Annotated in this window: 25 protein-coding genes and 1 pseudogene; 16 read left to right on the top strand and 10 right to left on the bottom strand. The window is 59.9% G+C overall.

Going from position 1 to position 25,335, the window contains the following annotated elements; translation table 11 throughout:
* Positions 1-74: 74 nt before the first annotated feature.
* A complete protein-coding gene (locus tag SIC14_RS13465) occupies positions 75-953 on the top strand; it encodes a hypothetical protein (protein WP_412562438.1) in 879 nt (292 codons plus the stop codon).
* On the opposite strand, the gene SIC14_RS13460 is transcribed toward SIC14_RS13465, so the two are convergent.
* Complete coding sequence (locus tag SIC14_RS13460) at positions 950-2,206, bottom strand: hypothetical protein (RefSeq protein WP_412562437.1); 1,257 nt, start codon at positions 2,204-2,206, stop codon at positions 950-952. The genes SIC14_RS13465 and SIC14_RS13460 overlap by 4 nt on opposite strands.
* Before the next feature lie 17 nt (positions 2,207-2,223).
* Positions 2,224-2,496 (bottom strand): DUF2312 domain-containing protein, encoded by a 273-nt coding sequence (locus SIC14_RS13455; protein WP_412562436.1) that lies wholly within the window; start codon positions 2,494-2,496, stop codon positions 2,224-2,226.
* A gap of 168 nt (positions 2,497-2,664) precedes the next feature.
* On the opposite strand from SIC14_RS13455, the gene SIC14_RS13450 reads away from it, so the two are divergent.
* Positions 2,665-2,880: a hypothetical protein gene (locus tag SIC14_RS13450; protein WP_412562435.1), complete on the top strand. Its 216-nt coding sequence runs from the start codon at positions 2,665-2,667 to the stop codon at positions 2,878-2,880.
* A 49-nt stretch (positions 2,881-2,929) separates the two neighbouring features.
* On the opposite strand, the gene SIC14_RS13445 is transcribed toward SIC14_RS13450, so the two are convergent.
* The 3 genes from SIC14_RS13445 to SIC14_RS13435 form a co-directional block, all read right to left on the bottom strand.
* Positions 2,930-5,038 carry a 3-hydroxyacyl-CoA dehydrogenase NAD-binding domain-containing protein gene (locus tag SIC14_RS13445; RefSeq protein ID WP_412562434.1) on the bottom strand — a complete coding sequence of 703 codons (2,109 nt, stop codon included), beginning with the start codon at positions 5,036-5,038 and terminating at the stop codon, positions 2,930-2,932.
* 116 nt (positions 5,039-5,154) lie between these two features.
* Positions 5,155-5,346 (bottom strand): hypothetical protein, encoded by a 192-nt coding sequence (locus SIC14_RS13440; protein WP_412562433.1) that lies wholly within the window; start codon positions 5,344-5,346, stop codon positions 5,155-5,157.
* Positions 5,347-5,385: 39 nt separating this feature from the next.
* Positions 5,386-5,712, bottom strand: coding sequence for a TraR/DksA family transcriptional regulator (locus SIC14_RS13435; protein WP_412562432.1), 327 nt, complete (start codon positions 5,710-5,712; stop codon positions 5,386-5,388).
* A gap of 164 nt (positions 5,713-5,876) precedes the next feature.
* Between SIC14_RS13435 and SIC14_RS13430 the strand changes: the two genes are divergently transcribed.
* The 4 genes from SIC14_RS13430 to SIC14_RS13415 all read left to right on the top strand — a co-directional run bounded on the left by SIC14_RS13430 (position 5,877) and on the right by SIC14_RS13415 (position 8,135).
* Complete coding sequence (locus SIC14_RS13430) at positions 5,877-6,740, top strand: MBL fold metallo-hydrolase (RefSeq protein ID WP_412562431.1); 864 nt, start codon at positions 5,877-5,879, stop codon at positions 6,738-6,740.
* Between the two features lie 114 nt (positions 6,741-6,854).
* Positions 6,855-7,280 carry a YeeE/YedE family protein gene (locus tag SIC14_RS13425; protein WP_412565870.1) on the top strand — a complete coding sequence of 142 codons (426 nt, stop codon included), beginning with the start codon at positions 6,855-6,857 and terminating at the stop codon, positions 7,278-7,280.
* Entirely contained in the window at positions 7,280-7,711 is a 432-nt protein-coding gene (locus SIC14_RS13420) for a DUF6691 family protein (protein WP_412562430.1), read from the top strand. Before SIC14_RS13425 ends, SIC14_RS13420 begins: the two co-directional genes overlap by 1 nt.
* A 10-nt stretch (positions 7,712-7,721) precedes the next feature.
* A complete protein-coding gene (locus SIC14_RS13415) occupies positions 7,722-8,135 on the top strand; it encodes a TIGR01244 family sulfur transferase (protein ID WP_412562429.1) in 414 nt (137 codons plus the stop codon).
* A gap of 92 nt (positions 8,136-8,227) precedes the next feature.
* Here the strand turns inward: SIC14_RS13415 and SIC14_RS13410 are convergent, their stop codons facing one another.
* From SIC14_RS13410 to SIC14_RS13390, 5 genes are all read right to left on the bottom strand, one after another.
* Entirely contained in the window at positions 8,228-9,208 is a 981-nt protein-coding gene (locus SIC14_RS13410) for a FliM/FliN family flagellar motor C-terminal domain-containing protein (protein ID WP_412562428.1), read from the bottom strand.
* A 168-nt stretch (positions 9,209-9,376) separates the two neighbouring features.
* A complete protein-coding gene (locus SIC14_RS13405) occupies positions 9,377-12,061 on the bottom strand; it encodes an ATP-binding protein (RefSeq protein WP_412562427.1) in 2,685 nt (894 codons plus the stop codon).
* Positions 12,061-12,336 carry a hypothetical protein gene (locus SIC14_RS13400; RefSeq protein WP_412562426.1) on the bottom strand — a complete coding sequence of 92 codons (276 nt, stop codon included), beginning with the start codon at positions 12,334-12,336 and terminating at the stop codon, positions 12,061-12,063. The genes SIC14_RS13405 and SIC14_RS13400 overlap by 1 nt, the downstream gene beginning before the upstream one ends.
* Positions 12,333-12,701, bottom strand: coding sequence for a response regulator transcription factor (locus SIC14_RS13395; RefSeq protein WP_412562425.1), 369 nt, complete (start codon positions 12,699-12,701; stop codon positions 12,333-12,335). The genes SIC14_RS13400 and SIC14_RS13395 overlap by 4 nt, the downstream gene beginning before the upstream one ends.
* Positions 12,702-12,770: 69 nt before the next feature.
* Complete coding sequence (locus SIC14_RS13390) at positions 12,771-14,081, bottom strand: helix-turn-helix domain-containing protein (RefSeq protein ID WP_412562424.1); 1,311 nt, start codon at positions 14,079-14,081, stop codon at positions 12,771-12,773.
* A gap of 215 nt (positions 14,082-14,296) precedes the next feature.
* Between SIC14_RS13390 and SIC14_RS13385 the strand changes: the two genes are divergently transcribed.
* The 10 genes and pseudogenes from SIC14_RS13385 to accC all read left to right on the top strand — a co-directional run bounded on the left by SIC14_RS13385 (position 14,297) and on the right by accC (position 25,225).
* Positions 14,297-15,646, top strand: a complete 1,350-nt coding sequence (locus tag SIC14_RS13385) for a substrate-binding protein (protein WP_412562423.1) — start codon at positions 14,297-14,299, stop codon at positions 15,644-15,646.
* Between the two features lie 115 nt (positions 15,647-15,761).
* Positions 15,762-16,772 (top strand): branched-chain amino acid ABC transporter permease, encoded by a 1,011-nt coding sequence (locus SIC14_RS13380; protein ID WP_412562422.1) that lies wholly within the window; start codon positions 15,762-15,764, stop codon positions 16,770-16,772.
* Between the two features lie 4 nt (positions 16,773-16,776).
* Complete coding sequence (locus SIC14_RS13375; RefSeq protein WP_412562421.1) at positions 16,777-17,976, top strand: branched-chain amino acid ABC transporter permease; 1,200 nt, start codon at positions 16,777-16,779, stop codon at positions 17,974-17,976.
* Between the two features lie 10 nt (positions 17,977-17,986).
* A pseudogene (locus SIC14_RS13370) lies at positions 17,987-18,741 on the top strand (ABC transporter ATP-binding protein).
* A gap of 11 nt (positions 18,742-18,752) precedes the next feature.
* Complete coding sequence (locus SIC14_RS13365; protein ID WP_412562420.1) at positions 18,753-19,508, top strand: ABC transporter ATP-binding protein; 756 nt, start codon at positions 18,753-18,755, stop codon at positions 19,506-19,508.
* Between the two features lie 83 nt (positions 19,509-19,591).
* Positions 19,592-21,538, top strand: a complete 1,947-nt coding sequence (acs, locus tag SIC14_RS13360) for an acetate--CoA ligase (protein WP_412562419.1) — start codon at positions 19,592-19,594, stop codon at positions 21,536-21,538.
* A gap of 202 nt (positions 21,539-21,740) precedes the next feature.
* The gene (locus SIC14_RS13355; RefSeq protein WP_412562418.1) at positions 21,741-22,544 is read left to right on the top strand and encodes a phosphodiesterase; all 804 of its coding nucleotides are present in this window, start codon (positions 21,741-21,743) and stop codon (positions 22,542-22,544) included.
* A gap of 93 nt (positions 22,545-22,637) precedes the next feature.
* Complete coding sequence (locus SIC14_RS13350; RefSeq protein ID WP_412565869.1) at positions 22,638-23,174, top strand: LuxR C-terminal-related transcriptional regulator; 537 nt, start codon at positions 22,638-22,640, stop codon at positions 23,172-23,174.
* Between the two features lie 191 nt (positions 23,175-23,365).
* Positions 23,366-23,869, top strand: a complete 504-nt coding sequence (gene accB / locus SIC14_RS13345) for an acetyl-CoA carboxylase biotin carboxyl carrier protein (RefSeq protein ID WP_412562417.1) — start codon at positions 23,366-23,368, stop codon at positions 23,867-23,869.
* 9 nt (positions 23,870-23,878) lie between these two features.
* Positions 23,879-25,225 (top strand): acetyl-CoA carboxylase biotin carboxylase subunit, encoded by a 1,347-nt coding sequence (gene accC / locus SIC14_RS13340; RefSeq protein ID WP_412562416.1) that lies wholly within the window; start codon positions 23,879-23,881, stop codon positions 25,223-25,225.
* Positions 25,226-25,335: the final 110 nt, after the last annotated feature.

Raw genomic sequence — 25,335 nt, 5'->3', positions numbered from 1 at the left:
CTGAAACCGGTTTAACTGTCCAGAAAAGACCTTATAGTGCTGATAACACACTCATAACGACGCACGGAATTTCGATGCAAGTTGTTCTCCACGCTGGCGCCCACAATACAGATGAGGACCGCCTGTCGCGCTGCCTGATGAAAAACCGCGACGCATTTGGCAAACGCGGAATCGGGGTGCCGCGCCCTGCCACCTACCGGCGGCTGATCCGCGATGTGCTGCAGGCGATGGACAAAGGCGCGTTGGCCCCAGAAGCGCGTGACACGCTGCTGAGTTCTATTCTGGAGGGGGCGGAGGCTCCGGACAGGTTGTTGTTGTCCAACGAGAATTTCTTCTCGGTGCCCAAGGTCGCGATCAACAAAGGGGTGATCTACCCCGGCGCCGAGGAAAAAGTGGCCAGGTTCTGTGCCCTGTTTGAACGTGATGAGGTGGAGCTGTTTCTGGCCATCCGCAACCCCGCCACCTTTTTCCCGGCGGTCTATGCAAAGTCGCCGACCGAGGATTTCCTGGATTTCATGGGTGGTGCCGATCCGCGTCATGTGCTGTGGAGCGAGCTGATCCAGCGTATCCGGGACCGTGTGCCGCAGGTGGCGATGACGATCTGGTGCAATGAGGACACGCCACTGTTGTGGGCCCAGCTGGTGCGGGAAATCGCCGGGCTGGAACACAACGAGAAAATCACCGGTGGCTTTGACCTGCTGAGCGAGATCATGGTGCCCGAAGGTATGAAACGTTTCCGCGCCTATCTCAAAGAGCATCCCAACATGAACGAGATGCAAAAACGCCGTGTGATCGCCGCCTTCCTCGACAAATTCGCCAAAGAGGATGAGCTGGAAGAAGAGGTCGATCTGCCCGGTTGGACCGATGAAATGGTCGACACCCTCAGCGACCTCTACGACGAAGACGTCTTCCAAATCTCCCGCATCCCCGGGGTGACGATGATCGATCCTTAAGGGGTGATTGCGCTTTCACCGTCGGGGTTTGCCTTGCGGAAGAACCGATCGATCAAGAACAAGCTCGCGGCCCCTTCATGGGTCAGCCCAATGGGCGCATTCTTGCCCAGAACCACACTTGGATCATTAGAACGGATCAGACCAGAGCAGCGCATCTCAACTTTCTCTGGCCTTTCACGTTTGTTGTGGGCCATTTGCTGATCCCGTGCTGCGATCAATTCGGATGGAGAAAGTCCCGTGACCGAAAGGCAGAACAACTGTGGCTTGCCGCCCCGCAAGAATTCTCTGCAGAACGATAGCGGCACTGGACGACTGTAGTGCGCGGGTGACAATCCCGTTTCCTGCCGCATCTCTTCTTCAATATCAGGCAGGATCATGTCCATCAGATCCATTGTTGTTACTTGCCGAACGTCGTCTGGCCAGCGGATTGCGCAACTCATCGCCGGGTGAATTCCATTTGGAAATACCGCGACATTGTGATTGCGATGCACCATCCGCACACTCAAGGAACCATCATCATGTTTTGAGAGAAAACAAATCGCAACGCCAAGTGAATTCGCCAATCTCGGATCAGCCAGATCCGGCAAACGCGCGCCGTTGCTTTGCGTAATCAAACCGCGCAAGCTCACCTGATCAGCCTCGCCCAATTGGTTCTGAATGGTGACTTTCCGATCTAGCACCAAGTTGCTTTCCGCTTGGCAGAAGTAGCGGGTTGGCTGGGCACTTAGACGTAGCTCTCCGCTCTCAACGCTTGCCTTCGAAATACGCAGCACTTCGCTGTCGGATCCTGCTTTGCCCTTTGAACGGTAGTCTAGATACGCCTTAGCGCGAGCTTGTGCCCAAATTGGATCAATGGCTTGCGTAAAAAACACCGATGGATCAACTGACACAGGGATTTCTACAGGTTCACCAGCACGTATCTTCATAGAAAAATCAGCTAGTTCGAGGTATGGCAAAGTCCCCGCCAACTTGGGCGAAACATCAGCGTAGACCCTGTTAAGAAAAGCTGGATCATGGTTAAGAAAATCTGTCGTCGCTGCGGAGTATTTGGCGGCGAGCGCTTTACCACCACTGTTTAACCAGTCGAGGCCTTCGCCCAGTCCCCATGCCCCTCCGTTTTGCACAACGAACTCTAATAAATCTGGCATAAATAGCTCCCCCAAACCGAGTGCTTTCGCACCAACCACACACATCGACAACGAATAGTTGTCAAACAAAAACCCGACCGCAGGGGCCGGGTTTTCTACATTCAAATCCAGATCAGCGGGGCTTAGGACATGCCCAGCGCTTCTTTGTACATTTCCATCACCGCTTCTTCTTCGGCGATGTCGTCCTGGTCGCGTTTGCGCAGCGCGATCAGTTTGCGCATGACCTTGGTGTCATAACCACGGCCTTTGGCTTCGGCCATCACCTCTTTCTGGTGATCGGCGATGTCTTTCTTTTCCATTTCCAGACGTTCGAACCGTTCGATGAACTGGCGCAGTTCATCGGCGGTGACGCGATAGCTGGAGTCTTTGTCGGTTTTGTAATCTTCGTCTTCCATGGCGCTCATCTCCATTCAGTTTGCCATTCCCTACCGCCCCTGCCCTGCCCCCGCAAGTCCCAACCTCCTGCCACCGGACAGAGCCGCGAAAATGCGCCACGTTGCCTTAGCTTTCGCAATGCGATAGGGCAGCGCATCGCCTTTGGAAACGCGCAGGGAACATGTGATATGGAATGGTTGATTTGGATCGGTGCCGTGTTGTCGGTTGCAGGGCTTGCCGGGCTGGTCTGGTGCATCTTCAAGGTGGCAGGCGCCAAACGGGCTGGCCTGTCAGATGAAGAGCTGCGCAACGCCGTTAAGGGCGTGGTGCCTATCAATCTGGCTGCATTGTTCCTGTCGGTTTTTGGCCTGATGATGGTCATCATGGGTGTGTTCATGGGCTAAGGCCCAGCGCCTAACCCCTCTCTCCACGCCTATGCGGGCCTATTGCGGCCTATTCGGGTAGCGTCTGCCGCGCCCGTCCGATCCCGTTGAGATCCGAAAATCCGCGCCCATCGCGCACCAATGCCGCGATGCCCGGTTCGGGGTCAAACAGCAGCGGCACCTCTGCGGCGCGCGCTTTCAGGTCCTGCAGGATGGCAAACATACCGTAGCGTTCGGCCGCATGCATCACCCCGCCCTGATGGCGTGGGAAACCATGCGCCAGTACCATCACCGCATCAATGTCCGAAGGCCGCAACGCCGCGCCACTGCGCAACAACCGCGCCCCTTGGTTGGCAGCAGCCGCCAGCAGGGTTTTCAGGATCGCGCCGTCTGGCGGTGGGCTGCGCCAGGGCTGTGCGTCATTCAGCACATCGATCAGGTCAGGGTCGGGACGCGGGACCTCCCCCTCCCAGAGGTAAAAGCCACGCCCCTCTGCTTTGCCGCCACGCCCGTGTTGCAGCATCAACCGCAAGAGGGTCGCGTGAGTGTGTGGGTAGCTGTCGCGATTGTGCAGCAGGGACAGACGGGCCTCGGCGCGGGCAAGGCCAAACCGGTCGAGCGCCCCAAACAGCCCCAGCGGCAGTCCAAAGTCCACCATGACCCGATCCACCTCATAGGGGCTGACCCCTTGCAGGATAAAATACCAACCCGCCTCATGCAGCGCCGCCATAATGGCCTGTCCAATTGTGCCGCCGCCAGTACCGGTCCGCACGGTGATCCGGCCCAGCCTGGCGGCCAGATCTGCCGCCGTCACCAGCGCATGGGCTGAGGTTTCCGGCCCTGGGATCAGCTCTGCCACTTCGCCGCGCATCACCGGCCCGTGGAAATGCAGCCCCAGAAGGGACTCTGGATGCGTACTGTCCGCCGCCATATCCGCAATGGACAACAGGGGCGAATGGGACAGCCGCAGCGCGTCCGGTGGCAGCACCGCGTCCAATGCGGCAAAGATCTGCCGCTTGGTTTCAAGATTTTCAGCCACGGTTTCCAGAACTGCCTGTGCCTGCGCCAAAGCGGTCAGATCGGAACTGACCGAGATCGCATCGGTCAACTGCGCCGCGTTGCCACGTCCGGCGGATTTGGCTGCCAAACGGGTGATCCGCGCCTGCGCTTCTCCGACGGTGCTGTTGTTGCGTTCAAACACCGCCACTTTCAGCCCGGCGCGTGCGGCAAGCACCGCAATGGAAGCCGCCGTATTGCCACCGCCAATAAGGCCCAGCTGCGTCACCTGCTGTGCCTCAGCCTGCAGGCGTTCCGGAAATTTCGACGCCCGACGCCGCGCCATCTGTGCGTAGCGCAACCCGGTCGAATGATCGGATTGGCGACATTCCTCTGCAGCGGTGGCTTCATAGGCCAAACCCGCCTCACGCGGCAGCAACAGACCTGCTTCGACACAATCTACAAGCCGCAGCGCGCTGGGATCCCCGGCCTTTTCAGCCTTGGAACGGGCCGATTGTATCGCCGCCTGAAACCCCAGAGGATCACGCACGGCGGCTTGCCAAGCCTTGGCGGCCTGCCATTGTTCCGGATGATCGGCCCAGAGCCGCGCCAGCGCCAGCGCATGTTCCACCACCGGCCCGTCGCGGGCCACCTCATCCACCAGCCCCGTCAGCTCGGGCGCATCCACATCATACATGCCCAGTCCCTGCAACAACCGCAGGGCGCGGGGGCCATCCAGTACTTCGGTCAGTCGTTGCGTCGCCCCGCCAAGAGGCAACAGCCCCAAGGCCATTGCCGGAAAGCCGAAATGTGTGCCGGGCGCGGCCACCCGACCATGGGTCGCCACGGCAAGATCCACGCCCGCGCCCAAAACGGCCCCCTTCAGGGCGGCGATCACCGGTTTGGGAAAATCGGCCAAACGGGAACAGAGCGTCATCACGGTCGGAGCCTGCGCGGGACCCTCAAGCTCTGCCAGATCCAGACCTGACGAAAAGCTTTTGCCGCGCCCGGCCAAAACCAAGGCGCCGATCTCGGCGGCCTCCAGATTGTCCAATTGCAACAACAGGTCCTGCCGCACCTTGGCGGTCAGCGTATTGACCGGCCCGTTTTCGAACCAGAGCACCGCGACATCGGGCTGTTCCCCCGCCCCTGCGCGTATCTCAACCTTGACCTGCCCCGTCACGACGCCTCCTCAAGGCAACCTGCCTCACCACACCACTCGTTAAAGTGTATAGTGCCAAGGAAATTCCCGGAAAATCAAGGCGCGGCTTGAGGTTGCACCCGCAACAGAAATCGCCGCTAAACCGGCATATTGTCAAACGGATCGTCATTGCCGCTGTCTTCCATGCCCACTGCGTCACGGTTGCGCAGTTCCAACCGATGCACCAGCTTGCGCAGATCGCGCAGCATCTCGGCCCGTTCCGGCGGCGTTGCCACCGCAAAGGTCTGCTCAATCATCGTCAGGGCCGTCAGGGTTTTCGGGTCGGTCATCGCAGTCTCCTCCATTGCGATCAGGCAGTTCCAGTTCACTCAGCCTTGTGCATTGGCACATTTGGCGCAAAACGGCGTGTCCGGCAGCAGGTCCAGCCGTGCCGGCTGCACTTGCGCCCCACAGGTCACGCAGAAGCCATATTCCCCTTCACGGATCCGTTGCAGCGCGGCGCGGATGCGGCGGATCTCCTCCTCGCCCTGATGGCCCAGGCCCTCCAGCACCTCATCACCTTCGGTTTCGACCGCCGCCTCATCCCAGTCTTTCGAATGCGGCGCATCCAGATCCGATTCAATCTGATGCAGGCGGCTGTCCAATTCGGACAGGCGGTGGAGCAGTTGCACACGGCGGTCTGACACAGAAATCATCGGGGCCTCCTTCATTTTTCAGCCAAATTCTGGCATATTTTTAAGGGCTTCTACCTTGATGCAGGTCAAGGGTGCAAAAACTTGCTGGCGGAGGACTTGAAACGCATTCAAATATTGATATATGATATTTGCAACACCGAGGCCCAACCTCTAAGGACAGACCAATGACCCCCATCGTGACCGCCTTCTTCGACGACGCCACCAACACAATTTCCTATGTGGTGCAGGACCCAAACAGCAAGGCTGCTGCCATCGTCGATTCCGTTCTGGATTTCGACTACGCCTCCGGCCGCACTGACACCGCTTCAGCTGATTGCATCATCGCGTTTGTGCAAAAAGAAGGGCTGGACATCCAATGGTTGCTGGAAACCCATGTCCACGCCGACCACCTCAGCGCCGCCCCCTATCTGCAAGAAACGCTGGGCGGGAAAATCGGCATCGGCGATCAAATCCGGATCGTGCAGGACACCTTCGGCAAGGTTTTCAACGAAGGCACCGCCTTTCAGCGGGACGGCAGCCAGTTTGACCAGCTGTTTGTTGAGGGCGACAGCATCCACATCGGCCAGCTGCGCATGGATGTGCTGCACACCCCCGGCCATACACCCGCCTGCCTGACCTATGTGTCTGGCGATGCGGCCTTTGTTGGGGACACGCTGTTCATGCCCGATTTCGGCACCGCCCGCTGTGACTTCCCAGGTGGCTCCTCCGAGACCCTGTTCCAGTCGATCCAGAAGATCCTGACCCTGCCCGATGAGACCCGCATTTTTGTTGGTCACGACTATAAGGCCCCAGGCCGCGAAGACTACGCCTGGGAAACCACTGTGGGCGAACAGAAAGCCAAAAACGTGCATGTTGGCGAAGGCACCGATCAGGAAGATTTTGTGAAAATGCGCGATGCGCGGGATGCCTCACTGGCAATGCCCAAGCTGATCATCCCCTCGCTGCAGGTGAACATGCGTGCAGGCCAGATGCCGGAACCGGACGAACAGGGTGACGTGTTTCTGAAAGTGCCTGTGAACAAGCTCTAAGAGGGCTTTCCCGATTAAGAAGCAGCATCTGCGCCCTGTCCGCTCGTGACAGGATCTGTCGGGTGTTGCCAGAAACAAACCGACATCAGGAAAGGAAACGCGATGTTGAGTTCAATTCCCTCAGACTGGATCTGGGGCCTTGCCGGCGGGTTGCTGATCGGCCTTGGCGGCGCGGTCTTTTTGCTGGCCAACGGCCGTGTCATGGGCGCCAGCGGCCTCATCGGCGGTCTTGTCGATCGCTCGGGCTGGTCGAACTGGGCCGAACGTGTGGTGTTTTTGGCCGCGGTCTTTCTGCTGCCGCTGCTGCTGCTGCCTGCAACTGGCCCGGTGGACACTCATGTGACCGACAATTGGCTGGTGCTGGTTGGGGCTGGCCTGCTGGTGGGCATCGGCACCCGGATTGCCAATGGCTGCACCTCAGGTCACGGCGTCTGCGGCATCTCACGGCTGTCGCTGCGCGGTATTGTGGCCACCGTGTTCTATATCATGGCCGGCGGGCTGACCGTCATCCTGTTCCGCCACATTCTGGGAGTGATCTGATGCGTTTGATCTATGCCTTTTTCGCAGGCGGCCTGTTTGGCACCGGCCTGTTCCTGTCGGGCATGACCGACACGGCCAAGGTGCAGGGCTGGCTGGACATCTTTGGCAACTGGGACCCGACGCTGGCCTTTGTAATGGGGGGCGCCATTGTACCGATGGCGGTGGCCTGGCAGCTTGTTCCGGGACGCGAACCTTTGACAGGGGGCAGTTTTCCGGCCCCGCCTGAACCCCGCCTTGGGCGTAATCTGGTGGTTGGCTCGGTGATGTTCGGCATGGGTTGGGGTTTGGCGGGCCTGTGCCCGGGACCGGCAATTGCCTCTCTCTCTTACGGGGGGATAGGCCACTGGATCTTCCTGGCAGCGATGCTGGCTGGCATGGTTCTGGCCCCGTCGCTGCGGGCAAGACTGGACAGAGCGGTCCCTGCCGAATAAGGCTTCCTGCATGGATATTCGACAGGTTACCCCCCGCTATAGCGTCTCGCCGCAGATTGACCCTTCTGATCTGGCTGCCATCAAGGCGGCCGGGTTCACCAAGGTGATCTGCAACCGCCCCGACGAGGAGATCCCGCCGTCGCATCAAGCCGCCGCAATGGCCGATGCCGCAGCGGAAGCCGGCATCGCCTTTGAAGTGCTGCCGCTGACCCACCAGACCATGACGCCGGACAATGTTGCCCAGCAGTTTGACATGGTAGATGCCGCCGAAGGCCCGGTTCTGGCCTATTGCGCCTCCGGTACTCGGTGCACGGTGATCTGGGCACTCAACCAGGCGGGCAAACAGTCGGCGGATGAGATTCTGGCCACTGCGGCCAAGGCGGGCTACATGCTGGAACAGCTGCGCCCCCGATTGGAAGGCTAACCGTCGCCAGTCGCAAGGGTGAAGACTATGACAAAGACGGCGGCACCCCCGCCGTCTTTTTTCATGTGGGCACGTGCGCATATTTGCAATGGTCACCCCTGGTTTCCAACACGTTTACTGGCCGCCTCTGGCAGCACCTGCGAGTCCGGGATCCCCGCGGTTGGCTCCAAGGGCTTCGGCAATCCCGCTGCCGCAGAAGGCGTTGCCTTATCAATGGGTTCTGCGGCTGCAGCAGGTTCAGAATTGCGATGCGGCAACGCGTCCAGCGGCCCCGTGATACATGCGCCGTCATTTAGATAGTTCACCTGCAATCCCCAGCGCCCCCCGCGTTGACCCAGACGCCCCTCTGCCAATATTTGGCCGCCATCGGGCAGGCAGAGATGGGCCCGGTCCAGCGCGGCAATCGGAATGTTCAGACGGGACCCGACCGTCAGCGCGCTGACCTCCTTCAGCGTCATCTGTTGTCGATGCAGGACCACCGCCAAGCTGGCCTGCGCGGCGAGTACAGCAGGTTTCAGGGAGGCGACCGGTCGTTTTTCCGGCACGGGTTCATCAGGCGCTTCGGCAACCGGTAGGGCCAGCAGCAAGATGCCGCTCCGCCCCTCCTGGCCCAGCTCAAACTCGACCCGGAAAACGTCGTAATCCAATGCGGTCAGCGCCAGATCCATCGCCCGTTTTTCCCCCAGCCATTCTGCAAAGCGAAATCCACTGGGCCAGGTGTCGATCTGGGCCAGCATCTCGGCCTCAAAACCGCTGAGCATATCGTCAATCAACGGCAGACAGATGGCCGCATCGGTGCGGGTGGTCAGCCGATCCACCGCCGGACGCCGCAGAATGGTGCCAATGGTTTGCGCCTCCACAAGGGCCGAGACCAGCTGCAAATCCAATATCACCGCCCCAGTTTGCCCGGCGTCATTACGGATGGTGGTCATCATTGGGCTGCCCTCAACCCGAGCAAGCAGCGCCTGTTGATCGGCCCGCCAACGCGAGATGGCAGAGACAATCACCGGCTGGCCAAACGCTGTTTCCGACAGTCGCGCCAGCACAAGACGCAGGGCGCGGCGGGGGGACATCCCGCGCGCCTCCCGCTCAGCCGTCTTCCGGCGCAGCACTGATGTTTCGCCTTTGTAAACCATGACCCTCTGACCCGCCTTCTGCGGTTGCGAAAGTCACCCTAAGGCCCAAGCGTTACCAATCGGTTGACGCCATGCAGAGAAATTTACCCAGCGAGGCAGAACCGGCTACTGCGCCGCCATTTTCAACCGCATTGGCAGGCTGACACGGAAAGAGGCACCGCCCTGCCCGGGCAGGTAGGTGATCGCCCCGCCGAGCCGGGCCATAATCTCGCGGCAGATCGCCAGCCCCAGACCCGCGCCACCCGCTTTCTGGTCACTGACACGGGCAAATTTTTCAAAAATCAGGTCCTGTTTGTCCCGGGGCACACCCGCGCCGTTGTCAGTGAAATCCACCACCAGATAGTTGTCGCGCTGCGCCACCCGAATGGTCAGTTCGGGGCGCGGCGCATCGCAGTATTTCTTGGCGTTGGCGATCAGATTGATAAAGACCTGTGCCAGCCGGTCCAGATCGGTTTCCATCTCAATGTCCAGATCCAGCCCGCGCCGATGGATCCGCAGACCTTCGGTTGTGACCCCGGTGGAGGCAATGGCGTGGTCCAGCATCTCGGTCAGGGAGCCGCGCCGGATGTTCAGGTTCACCTGCCCATTCTCCAGCACCGAAAGATCCAGCAGATCGTCCAGCAGGCGGGTCAGGCGGATCGCCTCTTGGTGGATGATGCTGGCGTATTTGCTGAGCTGTTCCTGCCCCAGACCCTCGGCATCCCGCAGGATTTCGCTGAACGACCGGATCGAGGTCATCGGGGTGCGCAGCTCATGGCTGATCTGGCTGAGGAAAGCGTCTTTCTGGACTGACAGCTGGGTCAGTTTTTCGTTTGCCGCCCGCAGCTGCCGGGCGGTTCGGGTCAACTCGGCCGATTTGGCCACCAGCTGGCTCTGGTGTTCCATCATCTGGGCGGTTTCATCCGCCACCGCCAGCAGGTCCTCAACCGAAACCGTGGCGCGTCCCATAATCTGGCTGACCATCGCATGCGCCGTCGCCGCGCCTACAGAGCCGGACATCTCCCGTTCCAGCATCTGCAGAAATTCCGGTGTGGGATCAGGCAGATAACCCGCGAGCCCTTGAGCCGTGGCGGCACGTTGGAACAAGGATTGCGCCTCAACAGGCCCCAGGATCCGCTGCGCCATGACCATCAGATCTTCGGCCTGTGCCACACCACCGGACCAGCCCTGCGGGTTGCCGGTATGCTGGAAGACATTTACAAACTGCGCCCCTTGCAGCCGTTCCAGCGGTTCGGGGAACGTCAGCAAAGAGAACAACACAAAAGCGGCGGTGTTGAGCGTCATCGACCACATCACCGAATGCACCACCGGATCCAAGCCAGTGATCCCAAAGAGCGCCTGTGGATGCAGCCACCCCACCCCAAACAGCCCGGTCTCAAACACGGTTTCGGGCAGGAACACGCCGGGGCCAAAGCTGGGTAGAAACAGAGTGAAGGCCCAGATGGCAAACCCAACGGCCAAACCGGCCAGCGCGCCCACCCGGTTGGCGCCGCGCCAGAAGATGCCGCCCATCAAGGCCGGCAGGAACTGCGCCACACCGGCAAAAGAAATCAGACCAATCGACGCCAGCGCCGCGCCGCCACCGGAGAAACGATAGTAAAGATAGCCCAGTGCCAGCACACCTGCGATCGACAGCCGGCGGGCCAGCAGCACCACATTGCGCACATCGCCCGAGATCATCGCGCCGCCCTCGGCCACACGTAACCAGATCGGCATGACAATGTGGTTCGAGACCATCGTCGACAGCGCAATCGCCGCCACAATCACCATGGAGGTGGCCGAGGAAAAACCGCCAAGAAAGGACAGCATCGCCAACCCTTCACGGCCCTGGCTCAGCGGCAGGGTCAGAACAAACTGGTCCGGGTTCGCGCCCTCCGGCATCAGGTCCAGACCCACCACCGCAATGGGCACCACAAAAAGGCTCATCAACATCAGATAGGCCGGAAACGCCCAGCTTGCGGTGCGCAGATGGTTTTCGTCCTCATTCTCCACCACCAGCACCTGAAACATCCGTGGCAGGGTCAGGAAAGCGGCCGCCGAAAGCAGGGTCAGCGCTGCCCAGCGGCCGTCCGGCACCTGCCAGGTGCCAATGGCGGAGGCATCGATCTTGTCCAAGGTTTCGCTCAGGCCGCCCCCGATGCCCCAGACCACAAAGATCCCGACGGCAATCAGGGCAAACAGTTTCACCACCGCCTCTAGCGCGATGGCCATCACCACCCCGTGGTGGCGTTCGTTGGCGTCCAAGTTGCGGGTGCCAAACAGCACCGTAAACAGTGCCAGCCCCGCCGCCACCCAAAGCGCCGTGGCATCATGATCGCCGAACTGCGCCGCCTCAGGCGCATTGGCAGAAAAGCTGCCAAAAGACAGCGTAACTGACTGAAGTTGCAGAGCAATATAGGGTGTGGTCCCGATGACCGCGATCAGGGTTACAAACACCGCCAGCAAAGGCGACTTGCCATAGCGCGACGAAATCAGGTCCGCAATCGAGGTGATCCGCTGCGTCCGCCCGATCCGCACCAGTTTGCGCAGGCCCCACCACCAGCCGATCATCACCAGCGTCGGGCCAATATAGATCGTCAGAAACTCCAACCCCGACCGGGCTGCAAAGCCGACCGCGCCGTAAAATGTCCAGGCGGTACAGTAGATCGACAGCGACAGGGTGTAGATGATCGGCGAGCGTAGCCATTTCGCCTTGCCCCGCAGCGCTGTACGCTCGGCCATGAAGGCAACCACAAACAGCAGCGCCACATAGGCCAGACAGACCGCGATCAGCAGATTCAACGTGCCCATCAGCGATCCCCTTTCGGGGCAAGACTTTCGGTTTCAGCGTTGCCATTCAGCCAGATTGAAAGGATCCCTGCCAGACAGCTGAGGCAGAACCAGACCAGAAAGATATAGAGCATGGCGCGGCTGGTCGAAATCGCCGCCTCCCCTTCCCGGGTCCAGAGCATCGGCACCGCCCAGAGCGCCGCCCCAAGGAAGGGCATCAGCCGCGCCCCGTCCATCAGGCGGCGCAGACGATAACTGCGCCGTTCCAGAAACAGGGGCGACTGTTTGCGACTCATTGCGGCACCAGTTCGCGCAGCGCCTCCAGCACCTCGGCGTTGGAGAAGGGTTTGGTCATAAAGCGGCTGGCGCCGATCTTCTCGGCCAGATCGCGATCCTTGGTCTGCCCGCGGGCTGTCAGCATCAGCACCGGCAGGTCTGCGGTTTCGGTCAGGGCGCGCAGTTCGGTCAGGATGTCATAGCCGGATTTGCCCGGCAGCATGACGTCAAGAATAATCAGGTCCGGCGCCTTCGCCCGCACCACATCCACCGCGTCATGCCCGTTGGAATGCGTGTCCACCGTCCAACCATCCCGCGACAATATAAAGGAAATTGCCTCGATGATGTTTGGCTCATCTTCGATGACAAGGACATGTTTGCCCATGTATCGCCCCCCCCTTGAGCACTCATTTCAAAATTCTAGCGCCATTTATTGCCCCTTTGTCGGGACGAGTCAAAACCCTTCGGTCAGGATCGAGGGTTCACGCCGCCCTTCGCAGGCTTTCAACGGGCAGATCCGGCAGCTCACCCCCAGATCCTGCGGTGAGGTTGCGCTGCGATCCATGTGCTCTATCGGCACCAGCAGCATATGGGCATTGAACAGCGGTTCCTGCCCGAAACTCGGGGCGCTGGCGGGTTCCGAAATGGCAAAGGCGGTGAACTGCACCTCTCCGCGCGCGTCCTGCCGCAAAGTCTGGCGAAGGGGCACCATCGGCCGCGACAGCGCCTGAAACAGCGGCCACTTGGGACAGGCGGCCCCAAACCTGGGCAGGGCAAAACCCTCCACCGGTTTGCGGAAGATCAGCGTCCCCGAAGCGTCACAGCTTACCATGCCAACCCTTGGCACCCCCTCCACCGCAGGCAGTTCCGCCATGCGGCGCATGGCGCGCGACAGGCTGACGTTAAACTCCTGCGCGAGCGCCGCGGGGTCCGGCCCCATCGCTTTCAAGGTCGCGACGACGGGTTCCAGCGGCATATCCTTGCTGTCGCCGACATAACGATCCAGATAGAGCCGCGCCGAAGCCTTGCCGGCTGCGGATTGCAACACCTGTGCTTTTGACAGGATCCCGTCCACAGCGGTGCCTTTACCGCCTTCAAGATCGGCAAAATGATAGTCCGCCTCTTTCAGAAAGGCCTCCAGCTCATCCTGCGGTGAGGCCAGATTGCCCTGTTCCTCTGCCCCCTCATCCAAATAGGACACCAGCGCCTGGGCACTTTCGGCCAGGCGGGCGGCGTCCTCATTGACGTTGCGGTGGAACCGGTCACGCCATTCCGGCTCCAACTCTGGTGTGTCAGCCAAAATACCGGCGGTTGACCGAATGGCGGTCACGGTCGAGAGCACCTCATGCAGAGCCGCCGCCAGATAGGGGTCGTGGGTCAACCGGTCGGTCAATGTCTCAACCGTGCGTTCAAGCTCGTTCACCCGGCGATGCCGCCGCGCCAGCAGTTCGGCCCAGCCGGGATAACGCCCGGCAAAGGCTTCGGGAGTTTCTTCCACCGGGGCGGCATTTGGGTCCGCTGCGCGTGCCTCGCCCAGGGTGGCGATCATCGCCGCCTCCGCCCCTTCTGACAGCGCCGAGGGCTCCACCCCCAGCACTTCGGCCAGAGAAAGCAGCAGTTTGCCGCCGATTCTGCGCCTGTTATGTTCGATCAGATTGAGATATGAGGCCGAAATACCGGCTTTTTGCGCCAATTCGGCCTGACGCATGCCCTGCATGATCCGCCGTTCACGGATCCGCGTTCCGGTAAGCTGCCCCTGCGGCATTTTCTTTTCCCATCAAAAACAAGGCGCTTCTGCACTGCAGAATAATTTCTTTACAATGCATACCATAGCATTGTGCAAATATTTACAAAAAAATTGTTACGTAAAAAGCAATTGTTGCGAAATTTTACACCCCGCCCTGATACTGAATTTGCACAAAAGTGCGCGTGGGGGCGCAAGAGGAGGCGCCACCACACTTCTTGAAATGGGAGGAATTTATGACCAAGACCAATATGTCGCGTCGTGGTGTACTGAAGTCGGGGGCCGTTGCCGGTGCCGGGCTGGCGGTACCGACGATCTTTACCGCACAATCTGCCGCCGCGTTCACCAATGAGCCGACCGGCAGCTCCGTGACCCTGGGCTTCAACGTGCCGCAGACCGGTCCTTATGCTGACGAGGGTGCCGACGAACTGCGCGCCTATGAGCTGGCTGTTGAGCATCTCAACGGCACTGGCACCGACAATGGTATGCTGGAAACCTTCTCGTCCAAAGCCCTGAACGGCAGCGGCGTACTGGGCAAGAAGGTCGAATATGTGACCGGCGACACCCAGACCAAGTCGGATGCCGCACGTGCCTCGGCCAAGTCGATGATCGAAAAAGACGGCGCCGTGATGATTTCGGGCGGTTCGTCCTCGGGTGTGGCGATTGCTGTGCAGGGTCTGTGTCAGGAAGCTGGCGTGATCTTCATGGCGGGTCTGACCCACTCCAACGACACCACCGGTAAGGACAAGAAAGCCAACGGCTTCCGTCACTTCTTCAACGGTTACATGTCCGGCGCCGCTCTGGCACCGGTTCTGAAGTCGCTCTACGGCGATGACCGTAAAGCCTACCACCTGACCGCAGACTACACCTGGGGCTGGACGCAGCAGGAATCGATCGCAGCCGCGACCGAAGCGCTGGGTTGGGAAACCGTCAACAACGTGCTGACCCCGCTGGCCGCAACCGACTTCTCGTCGTATATCGCGCCGGTTCTGAACTCGGGTGCAGACGTTCTGGTTCTGAACCACTACGGCGGCAACATGGTGAACTCGCTGACCAACGCGGTTCAGTTCGGCCTGAAGAACAAAGAAGTGAACGGCAAGAACTTCGAAATCGTTGTGCCGCTGTTCTCGCGTCTGATGGCCCGTGGTGCGGGTGAGAACATCAAAGGCATCGTGGGTTCGACCAACTGGCACTGGTCGCTGCAGGACGAAGGCTCGAAAGCCTTTGTACGCTCCTTCGGCACCAAATACGGCTTCCCGCCGAGCCAGGCCGCGCACACCTGCTATGTACAGACCCTGCTTTATGCAGATGCTGTCGAGCGTGCCGGTTCGTTCAACCCCTGCGCCGTGGCAGAAGCTCTGGAAGGCTTCGAGTTCGACGGTATGGGCAACGGCAAGACGCTGTATCGCGCCGATGACCACCAGTGCTTCAAGGACGTGCTTGTTGTGAAGGGTAAAGAGAACCCGGCCTCCGAGTTCGACCTGCTGGAAGTTGTCGAAGTGACCCCGGCCGCGCAGGTAACCTACGCACCGGATCACCCGATGTTTGCTGGCGGCCAGCTGGGCAGCTGCAACCCCGGCGCCTAATCGGTGACCTACTGCGGGCCGGTCCGATCCTAACTGGGTCGGCCCGCAACACTTTCACATGGAGAGCTGAGCTCTGCCGCTCGCTGATCCATGACTTTCAACACAGGTGGGGACTATGGACGCAATTATCCTGCAGATCCTGAACGGGCTCGATAAGGGCTCGGCCTATGCGCTGATCGCGCTGGGTCTAACACTCATTTTCGGCACGCTGGGTGTGGTGAACTTCGCCCACGGCGCGCTGTTCATGATCGGCGCCTTCTGCTCGGTTTTCCTGCAGCGGCTGCTGAATCTTTCGTATGAAACCGTCGACGCAACAAAGACCGACTTTCTGGGCAACCCGCTGAAGGTGAAAACGCCCTACGTCGAGAGCTGGTTCGGCCCCGAGATGGGTGCGGCGATTATCGACTGGTCAGTGCCATTGGCCATCCTGTTTGCCATCCCGGTGATGATTGCCATTGGCTTCATCATGGAGCGCGGGCTGATCAAACACTTCTACAAACGCCCCCATGCGGACCAGATCCTCGTGACCTTCGGTCTGGCGATCGTTCTGCAGGAAATCATCAAGTATTTCTATGGCGCCAACCCGATCCAGACCCCTGCCCCTGACGATCTGTCGGGCGTGGCAACACTGGCGGGCAGCATCGTTTATCCGGTCTGGCGCATCGTCTACTTCTTCTTCGCCGTTATCGTGATCGGTGGCGTCTTTGCCTTCCTGCAATTCACCACCTTCGGGATGGTTGTACGCGCGGGCATGGCCGACCGTGAAACCGTGGGCCTGCTGGGCATCGATATCGACAAGAAGTTCACTGTGATGTTCGGCCTTGCTGCCGCGGTCGCCGGTCTGGCCGGTGTGATGTACGGCCCGATCAACGCGCCGAACTATCACATGGGCATGGACTTCCTGGTGCTGAGCTTCGTGGTTGTGGTTGTCGGCGGCATGGGGTCGCTTCCGGGCGCTGTGGCGGCTGGGTTCCTTCTGGGGATCCTGGAGAGCTTTGCCTCAACCACCTGGGCCACCACCACCATCCCCGGCATCAACCAAATCATCATTTACCTTGTTGCCATTGTCATCCTGCTGACCCGTCCGCGTGGTCTGATGGGCAAAAAAGGTGTGATGGAGGATTAAGACTATGTTTGGACTAGATAAAAAAGACTTCTCTCTCCTGCTGGTCGTGATCGCTTTGACCATGCTGGCGCCCTTCATCCTAAACCCCTTCCCGACGGACAGTGGTTTGGCGCAGTTCAACGCAGGCTACCCTGACCTGATGCAGCGTTTTGTGATCTTCGGGATCTTCGCAATCGGCTTTAACATCCTGTTCGGCCTGACCGGTTACCTGTCCTTCGGTCATGCGGCCTTTCTGGGTGTGGGGTCTTATTCAGCGGTGTGGATGTTCAAACTGCTGAGCATGAACATCATTCCGGCAATTATCCTGTCGGTGATTGTGGCGGGCCTGTTTGCCCTGCTGATCGGCTATATCTCACTGCGTCGTTCGGGGATCTACTTCTCGATCCTGACACTGGCTTTTGCTCAGATGTCCTTTGCGCTGGCCTATTCGGTGCTGACCCCGATCACCAACGGTGAAACCGGTCTGCAGCTGACGCTGGACGATCCGCGTATTCTGGGGCAGTCGGCGACGGCAGATGGCTCGATCCCGGTGACCAACCTGTTTGGCCTCGAGATGCGCGACACCCTGCAGTGGGAGCTGGGCGCCTGGACCTTCCAGTTCAACATTGGTTACTACCTCTGCGCACTGGTGATGATCTTTGCCTTCTACCTGTCGATCCGCATCTTCCGGTCGCCTTTCGGCATGATGCTGCGGGCGGTGAAATCGAACCAGCAGCGTCTGAACTACACCGGCCTGAACCCTCGTCCCTACACGCTGGCGGCCTTTGTAATCTCGGGCATGTACGCCGGTCTGGCCGGTGGCCTGATGGCTGCAATGGACCCTCTCGCAGGCGCCGAGCGTATGCAGTGGACCGCATCGGGTGAGGTTGTTCTGATGACCATCCTAGGCGGTGTTGGCACCTTGATCGGTCCGGTACTGGGCGCAGGTCTGCTGAAGTACATGGAAAACATCCTGTCCAAGATCAACAAATCGGTTTTGGAAGGCTGGTTCAGCTTTATGCCCGATGGCATGTCCGACCTGTTTGTCTTTGTGACCAACCTGTTTGTTGGCAAACAGTGGCACATCACCACAGGTGTAATCTTCATGCTGGTCATCATCTTCCTGCCCGGCGGGCTGGTTGAACTGGGCAAGCGCCTGCGGGCTGTTCTTGGCCGCAAGAAAACCAACGACAGCGGATCGGCTTCGACCGAGCCTGCGGAATAAGGAGACAACAATGGGTATCCTTGAAGTCAAAGGCGTCAACAAACGCTTCGGCGGTCTGCAGGCCCTTGGGGACGTGAACCTCAGCGTGAAGGAAAACTCCGTTCACGCCATCATCGGCCCCAACGGCGCTGGCAAGTCGACGCTGCTGAACTGTCTGGTAGGCAAGCTGATCCCAGACACCGGTTCGGTCATGTTCAATGGCCAGTCGGTGCTGGGCCGCACCCCCTATGAGATCAACCAGATGGGCATCAGCCGCGTGTTCCAGACCCCGGAAATCTTTGGTGAGCTTTCGTGCTGGAAAACATGATGATCCCGATCTTTGCCAAACGGGACGGCGCGTTCCGGATGCATGCTGTGCAGGACATGATGACCGAGAAAGAGGTTGTCGAACGGGCGGAGCATATGCTGGAAGAGATGAACATGGCGGACAAACACGCCATGAACGCCGCCTCGATGTCACGCGGGGACAAACGTCGCCTAGAGATCGGCATGTGCCTGTCGCAGGAGCCGCGTCTTCTGCTGCTGGACGAACCCACCGCCGGTATGGCGCGGGCGGACACCAACAACACCATCGACCTCTTGAAACAGATCAGCGACGAACGCGATATCACCATCGCGATCATTGAACACGACATGCATGTGGTGTTCTCGCTGGCCAACCGGATCACCGTTCTGGCGCAGGGCACCCCTCTGGTTGAGGACGATCCGGAAAACATCAAGGGCAACCCGAAGGTTCGCGAAGCCTATCTGGGCGAGACCGCGTAAGGAGAACGACCATGAATGTGAAACCCGATTTTTCCAAAGGTCACAACCTTGCCGAAACCGCGCCGGCCTTCCTGTCGGTCTGGGATCTGCACGCCTACTACGGCGAAAGCTACATCGTGCAGGGTGTCGAGTTTAACGTCCACGAGGGCGAGATTCTGGCGCTTCTGGGCCGGAACGGGGCGGGCAAGACCTCGACCCTGCGGGCCATCGCCCGTCTCGATGATCCCGAAATCCGCAAGGGTGAGGTTTGGCTGGATCACCAGCCGCTGCACCTGATGAAGGCGCATGAGGCTTCGCGGGCTGGGATCTCGCTGGTGCCGGAAGACCGTAGAATCATCCCCGGTCTGACGGTGGAGGAAAACCTGAAGCTGGCTCAGATCGCGCCGCCAATTGGCTGGTCGATTGAACGTCTCTACGAATTGTTCCCCCGCCTTGGCGAGCGCCGCAATCAAGAAGGTGTGACCCTTTCGGGTGGCGAACAGCAGATGCTGGCGATTGCCCGGGCGCTGGCGCGTGACATTAAGGTTCTCTTGCTGGATGAGCCTTACGAAGGTTTGGCACCGGTCATCGTGGATGAGATTGAGCGCACCCTGCGCAAGATCAAGGAACAGGGCATCACCACCGTAATTGTGGAACAAAATGCGGTCCGTGCCCTTGAACTTGCCGACCGTTCCGTGATCCTTGATACCGGTAACGTAGTCTACGACGGATCCGCAGCTGAGGTTCTTCAGAACAAAGAGCTGCGCGAGGAATACCTCGCCATCTGATCCACGCAAGACGCTTCTACGTGTGCCCGCCTCCGCCAGAGGCGGGCCTACGCACTTTATTGAGGTCGAGGGAGGACCCCAAAATGACGGACGCCGTTTATCCGGTTCCGGCGGACTTCGCCGCCAAGGCACATGCCGACAACGCCAAGTATCAGGAAATGTATGCCGCTTCGGTCAATGACCCCGATGCCTTCTGGGCAGAACACGGCAAGCGCATCGATTGGATCGAGCCTTTCACCAAGGTGAAAAACACCAACTTCGAGCTGGGCAATGTGGACATCAAATGGTTCGAAGACGGGGTGCTGAACGTCTCGGCCAACTGCATCGACCGCCATCTGGCCACCCGTGGCGAACAGACCGCAATCATCTGGGAACCGGATGAGCCCGACGCCGAAGCGCTGCATATCACCTACAATGAACTGTCGGAGAAGGTGAACCGTTTCGCCAACGTGCTGCTGTCACAGGGTGTGATGCGCGGTGACCGTGTGGTGATTTACCTGCCGATGATCCCCGAAGCGGCCTATGCCATGCTGGCTTGTGCCCGGATCGGTGCCATCCACTCGATCGTATTTGCCGGTTTCAGCCCCGATGCGCTGGCCAACCGGATCAACGATTCCGAAGCCAAGGTGCTGATCACCGCCGACACCGCCCCCCGTGGTGGCCGTCGCACCGCGCTGAAATCCAATGCGGATGCCGCCCTGCTGCATTGCTCGGACAAGGTGCGCTGTCTGGTGGTGAAACACACGGGCGATCAGACCACCTGGATTGACGGCCGTGATGTGGACGTCAAAGCGCTGATGGAGACCGCCAGCCCCGACTGCCCGCCGCGCCCGATGAACGCCGAAGATCCGCTCTTTGTGCTCTACACGTCTGGCTCCACCGGCAAACCCAAAGGGGTGGTGCACAGCTCCGGCGGCTATCTGGTCTATGCTGCGATGACCCATCAATACACCTTCGACTACCACGAAGGGGACATCTACTGGTGTACCGCCGACGTGGGCTGGGTCACCGGCCACAGCTATATCGTTTATGGCCCCCTCGCCAATGGTGGCACCACGCTGATGTTCGAAGGTGTGCCCACTTACCCCGATGCAGGCCGGTTCTGGGCCGTCTGTGAGAAACACAAGGTCAACCAGTTCTACACCGCCCCCACCGCCATCCGCGCGTTGATGGGTCAGGGCAACGAGTTTGTTGAAAAATACGACCTCAGCGATCTGAAACTGCTGGGCACTGTAGGGGAGCCGATCAACCCCGAGGCCTGGAATTGGTACAATGAGGTTGTGGGCAAAGGCGCCCGTCCCATTGTGGACACCTGGTGGCAGACCGAAACCGGCGGTCACATGCTGACCCCGCTGCCCGGCGCCACCGCTCTGAAACCGGGTTCCGCCACCAAGCCGTTCTTTGGTGTGCAGCCGGTGCTGTTGGAACCGACCACCGGTGAGGAGATCACAGAGACCGCCGCCGAAGGTGTGCTGGCGATCAAAGACAGCTGGCCCGGCCAGATGCGCACCGTTTGGGGCGATCACGAGCGCTTCGAGAAGACCTATTTTGCCGATTACAAAGGCTACTACTTCTCGGGCGACGGCTGCCGCCGCGACGCCGATGGCGACTATTGGATCACCGGCCGTGTGGACGATGTGATCAACGTCTCCGGCCACCGCATGGGCACAGCAGAGGTCGAAAGCGCACTGGTGGCCCATGCCAAAGTGGCCGAAGCCGCCGTGGTGGGCTACCCGCATGACATCAAGGGCCAAGGCATCTACTGCTATGTCACCCTGATGAACGGCGAAGAACCCAGCGAAGAGCTGCGCAAAGAGTTGCGCACCTGGGTGCGCACGGAAATTGGCCCGATTGCCGCCCCAGACCTAATCCAATGGGCCCCCGGCCTGCCGAAAACCCGCTCGGGCAAGATCATGCGCCGCATCCTGCGCAAGATTGCCGAGGACGACTTTGGCGCGCTTGGCGACACCTCGACCCTCGCCGATCCTTCGGTGGTGGACGATCTGATCGAGAACCGCATGAACCGCTGATCCCATCAGGTTGAACAAACCGAAGGCCCGATCCACCGGATCGGGCCTTTTCTTTTGTCAGCAGACAGGTTGCAGATAGTGCGGCTGCGACACATTCTGTGTCATCCGATGTCGCTAAGGTGCTGCAAACGCCCCGCGAATCGGACAATGCTGGGCGCAAACCGATCCCCCCACCGGACCCAGACTGCGCAAGGAACGCCTGATGTCGAAACTGCTGATCCTCACCGACCTCCACATCGTCGCCCCGCCCGAAACCATCATCGGCCTCGACCCGCGGGCGCGCCTACGTCAGGGGCTGGCCCATGCCGCACGTATGCATCCGGATGCGGACCATCTGTTGCTGATGGGGGATCTGACCCACCACGGCCGCCCCGAGCAATTTTCCGAACTGAAAGAGATCCTTGCCGATCTGCCTTGGCCCGTGTCGCTGATGCTGGGCAACCATGACCGCCGCGCCAACTTCCGCGCGGCCTTCCCCGATGCGCCGGTAACGGAGGCGGGTTTTGTGCAATCCGTGGTCGATCTGCCCGATGTGCGACTGATCACGCTGGACACCCTCGACGAAGAGCCCGAGGTCGAACATGCCGGGCTGCTCTGCGAGGCGCGCCTGTCGTGGCTGGAACAGCAGATCGACAGTGCCGGTGACAAGCCCTGCCTGATCTTCCAGCACCACCCGCCTTTCAACACCGGTTTCACTGGCATGGATGACATCGGCCTTGCCAATGCCGAGGAGCAGCTGGAACGGATTAAAGCCAAAGGGGTGGTGCATATCTTCGCCGGTCACATCCACCGGACCATCACGGCCACCATTGGCGGCCAGCCCATGACCGTCTTCAAAAGCCCCTGCCACCAGATGCCGATGCTTCTTGGACAGCATGGTTCGGGGCATTCGGTGGATGAACCCGGCGCCTATGGCATTGTGCTGACCCGCGACCGCGACGTTGTGGTTCATACCGAAGACTTCACCCTGCCCGCAGCCGAGAACCGCGATTTCGATGGGGCGTGATCCCAGCCACGGACCGTTCCCCGATTTCTCGCTGTAAAACCCCGCTTTCTTTGATAAAACCACAAGGAACGCAGAGGGAGTGAGCGGATGGACCTGAACGATCTGGGCTTTGAATACGCCCCTGTCGGCCTCTGCATGTTGGAAAACCGCATCATCCGCGGCTGCAACCGCCTGTTTGCCGAAACCTTTGGCGGCACGGTTGAAAGCTTTGCCAATGTCCCGTTCGGGGATTTCTACGCCAGCCAGGAAGACTATGAAGCCATTGGCGCCCGGGGTCTGGCGGCGATGCAGGAAACCGGGCGATATTCGGACGAACGGATCATGAAACGCCGTTCCGGGGAGATGTTCTGGTGCCGCGTGCGGGGCCAGTCACTGACCCCCGACGATCCGTTTCAGCGCGGCATCTGGTCGGTGACCGACCTGTCCGAAGAACGCCCAGTGGTAGAACTGACCCAGCGCGAACGCGAAGTGGCAATCCTGACCTGTCGCGGTCTCACCAGCAAGGAGATCGGGTTGGAACTGGAACTGTCCTACCGCACGGTCGAAGTCTACCGCGCCCGCCTGCTGGAGAAGTTTCAGGCCCGCAAATTGGCCGAACTGGTGGCGAAATTGTCCGGTATGCCGCTCTGATTCCCATCGGTTTTGGACCAAAGAGAGGGAAATTTTCGAAATTTCCCCTCGCATTTTTTGCAGAAAACCCCATTTTGGCCCGCAGATGGGCGCTTTCCGCTCCGTCAAGGATAGCTTATAAGGCGTCCAGATGGGGATTGGGCGGAAGACAAATCCGTATAAACGCCCACCAGAAACCGGTCGAGGGAATGATGACTAAGAAGAAACACGACTCCGACGTCGAATTTATCCAGGCTCTGGCAGAGCTGCTGGCAGCAAACGATCTGACCGAGCTTGAGGTCATGCGTGAATATGGCGAAGACGACAGCCTGAACGTGCGTGTCAGCCGCCAGACCCAGATGGTTGCCGCCGCACCTGCTCCGGTTGCTGTTGCTGCCGCTCCGGCCCCCGCAGCCGCGCCTGCCGCTGCACCGGCTGCAGCCGCCGCACCCGCTGCAGCCGCAGACGATCCGGCCAGCCACCCCGGCGCCGTGACCTCGCCGATGGTGGGCACCGTTTACCTGCAGCCCGAACCCGGCGCCCCCTCCTTTATCAGCGTTGGCGCTCAGGTCTCCGAAGGCCAGACCCTGCTGATCATCGAAGCCATGAAAACCATGAACCAGATTCCGGCCCCGAAATCGGGCACCGTGAAGCGGATCCTGGTCGAAGACGGCGGCGCCGTTGAATTTGGCGCCCCGCTGGTCATCATCGAGTAAGGCCGCGCAATGTTCGAAAAAATCCTGATTGCGAACCGGGGGGAGATTGCGCTGCGCGTGATCCGTGCCTGCCGCGAGATGGGCATCAAATCGGTGGCGGTCCATTCGACCGCTGATGCCGATGCCATGCATGTGCGCATGGCAGATGAATCCGTCTGTATCGGCCCGCCCTCCGGCACCCAAAGCTACCTGTCGATCCCCGCGATCATTGCCGCCTGTGAAGTCACTGGCGCGCAGGCGATCCATCCGGGCTATGGCTTCCTGTCGGAAAACGCCAACTTTGTGCAGGTTGTCGAGGACCACGGCATCACCTTCATCGGCCCCACCGCGGAACACATCCGCGTCATGGGCGACAAGATCACGGCAAAAGACACCATGATCAAACTGGGCGTGCCCTGCGTGCCTGGCTCTGATGGTGGTGTACCGGATCTGGCAGCGGCCAAGAAACTTGGCGAAGAGATGGGCTATCCGGTCATCATCAAGGCAACCGCCGGTGGCGGCGGCCGAGGGATGAAGGTGGCCAAGACCGCTGCGGATATGGAAGAGGCCTTTATGACCGCCCGTGCAGAAGGCAAAGCCGCCTTCGGCAACGATGAAGTCTATATCGAGAAATACCTCACCACGCCGCGCCACATCGAGATTCAGGTCTTTGGCGATGGCAAAGGCAACGCGGTGCATCTGGGCGAACGTGACTGTTCTTTGCAGCGCCGCCACCAGAAGGTGTTTGAAGAGGCCCCCGGCCCCTCCATCACTGCAGAAGAGCGCGCCAAGATCGGTAAAGTCTGTGCGGATGCGGTTGCCAAGATCAACTACATCGGTGCCGGCACCATCGAGTTCCTCTATGAAAACGGTGAGTTCTATTTCATCGAGATGAACACCCGTCTGCAGGTGGAACACCCTGTGACCGAAGCCATCTTCGGTGTTGATCTGGTGCGCGAACAGATCCGCGTCGCCGCAGGTCAGCCGATGTCATTTGGTCAGAACGATCTGGAGATCAACGGCCACTCGATCGAGGTCCGGATCAACGCTGAAAAGCTGCCGAACTTTGCCCCCTGCCCCGGCAAGATCACCGCGTATCACGCGCCGGGTGGTCTGGGTGTGCGGATGGATTCGGCGCTCTATGACGGCTATTCGATCCCGCCTTACTATGACAGTCTGATCGGCAAGCTGATCGTGCATGGCCGTGGCCGTGCCGAAGCGCTGGCCCGCCTGGACCGCGCTCTGGGCGAGTTGATCGTGGACGGTATCGACACCACGCTGCCGCTGTTCAGCGCCCTGTTGCAGGAGGATGATATCCACACCGGCAACTACAACATCCACTGGCTGGAAAAGTGGCTTGAAGAAAACATGAGCTAAGGCTCTTTGGGCTGCGGGACACCTCGCGGCCCCTTTTCGGATCAAAGGATGCGGGTTTGAAAGACGACTTCACACTCACCCCACAGATCCTGCTTTCGGGCTATGCCCAA

It is taken from the genome of Thalassobius sp. MITS945101 (assembly GCF_047123305.1).
Classification (GTDB): domain Bacteria; phylum Pseudomonadota; class Alphaproteobacteria; order Rhodobacterales; family Rhodobacteraceae; genus Thalassobius.
The sequence above is the reverse complement of the archived record's forward strand: the minus strand, read 5'-3'. Positions and strand labels throughout refer to the sequence as shown.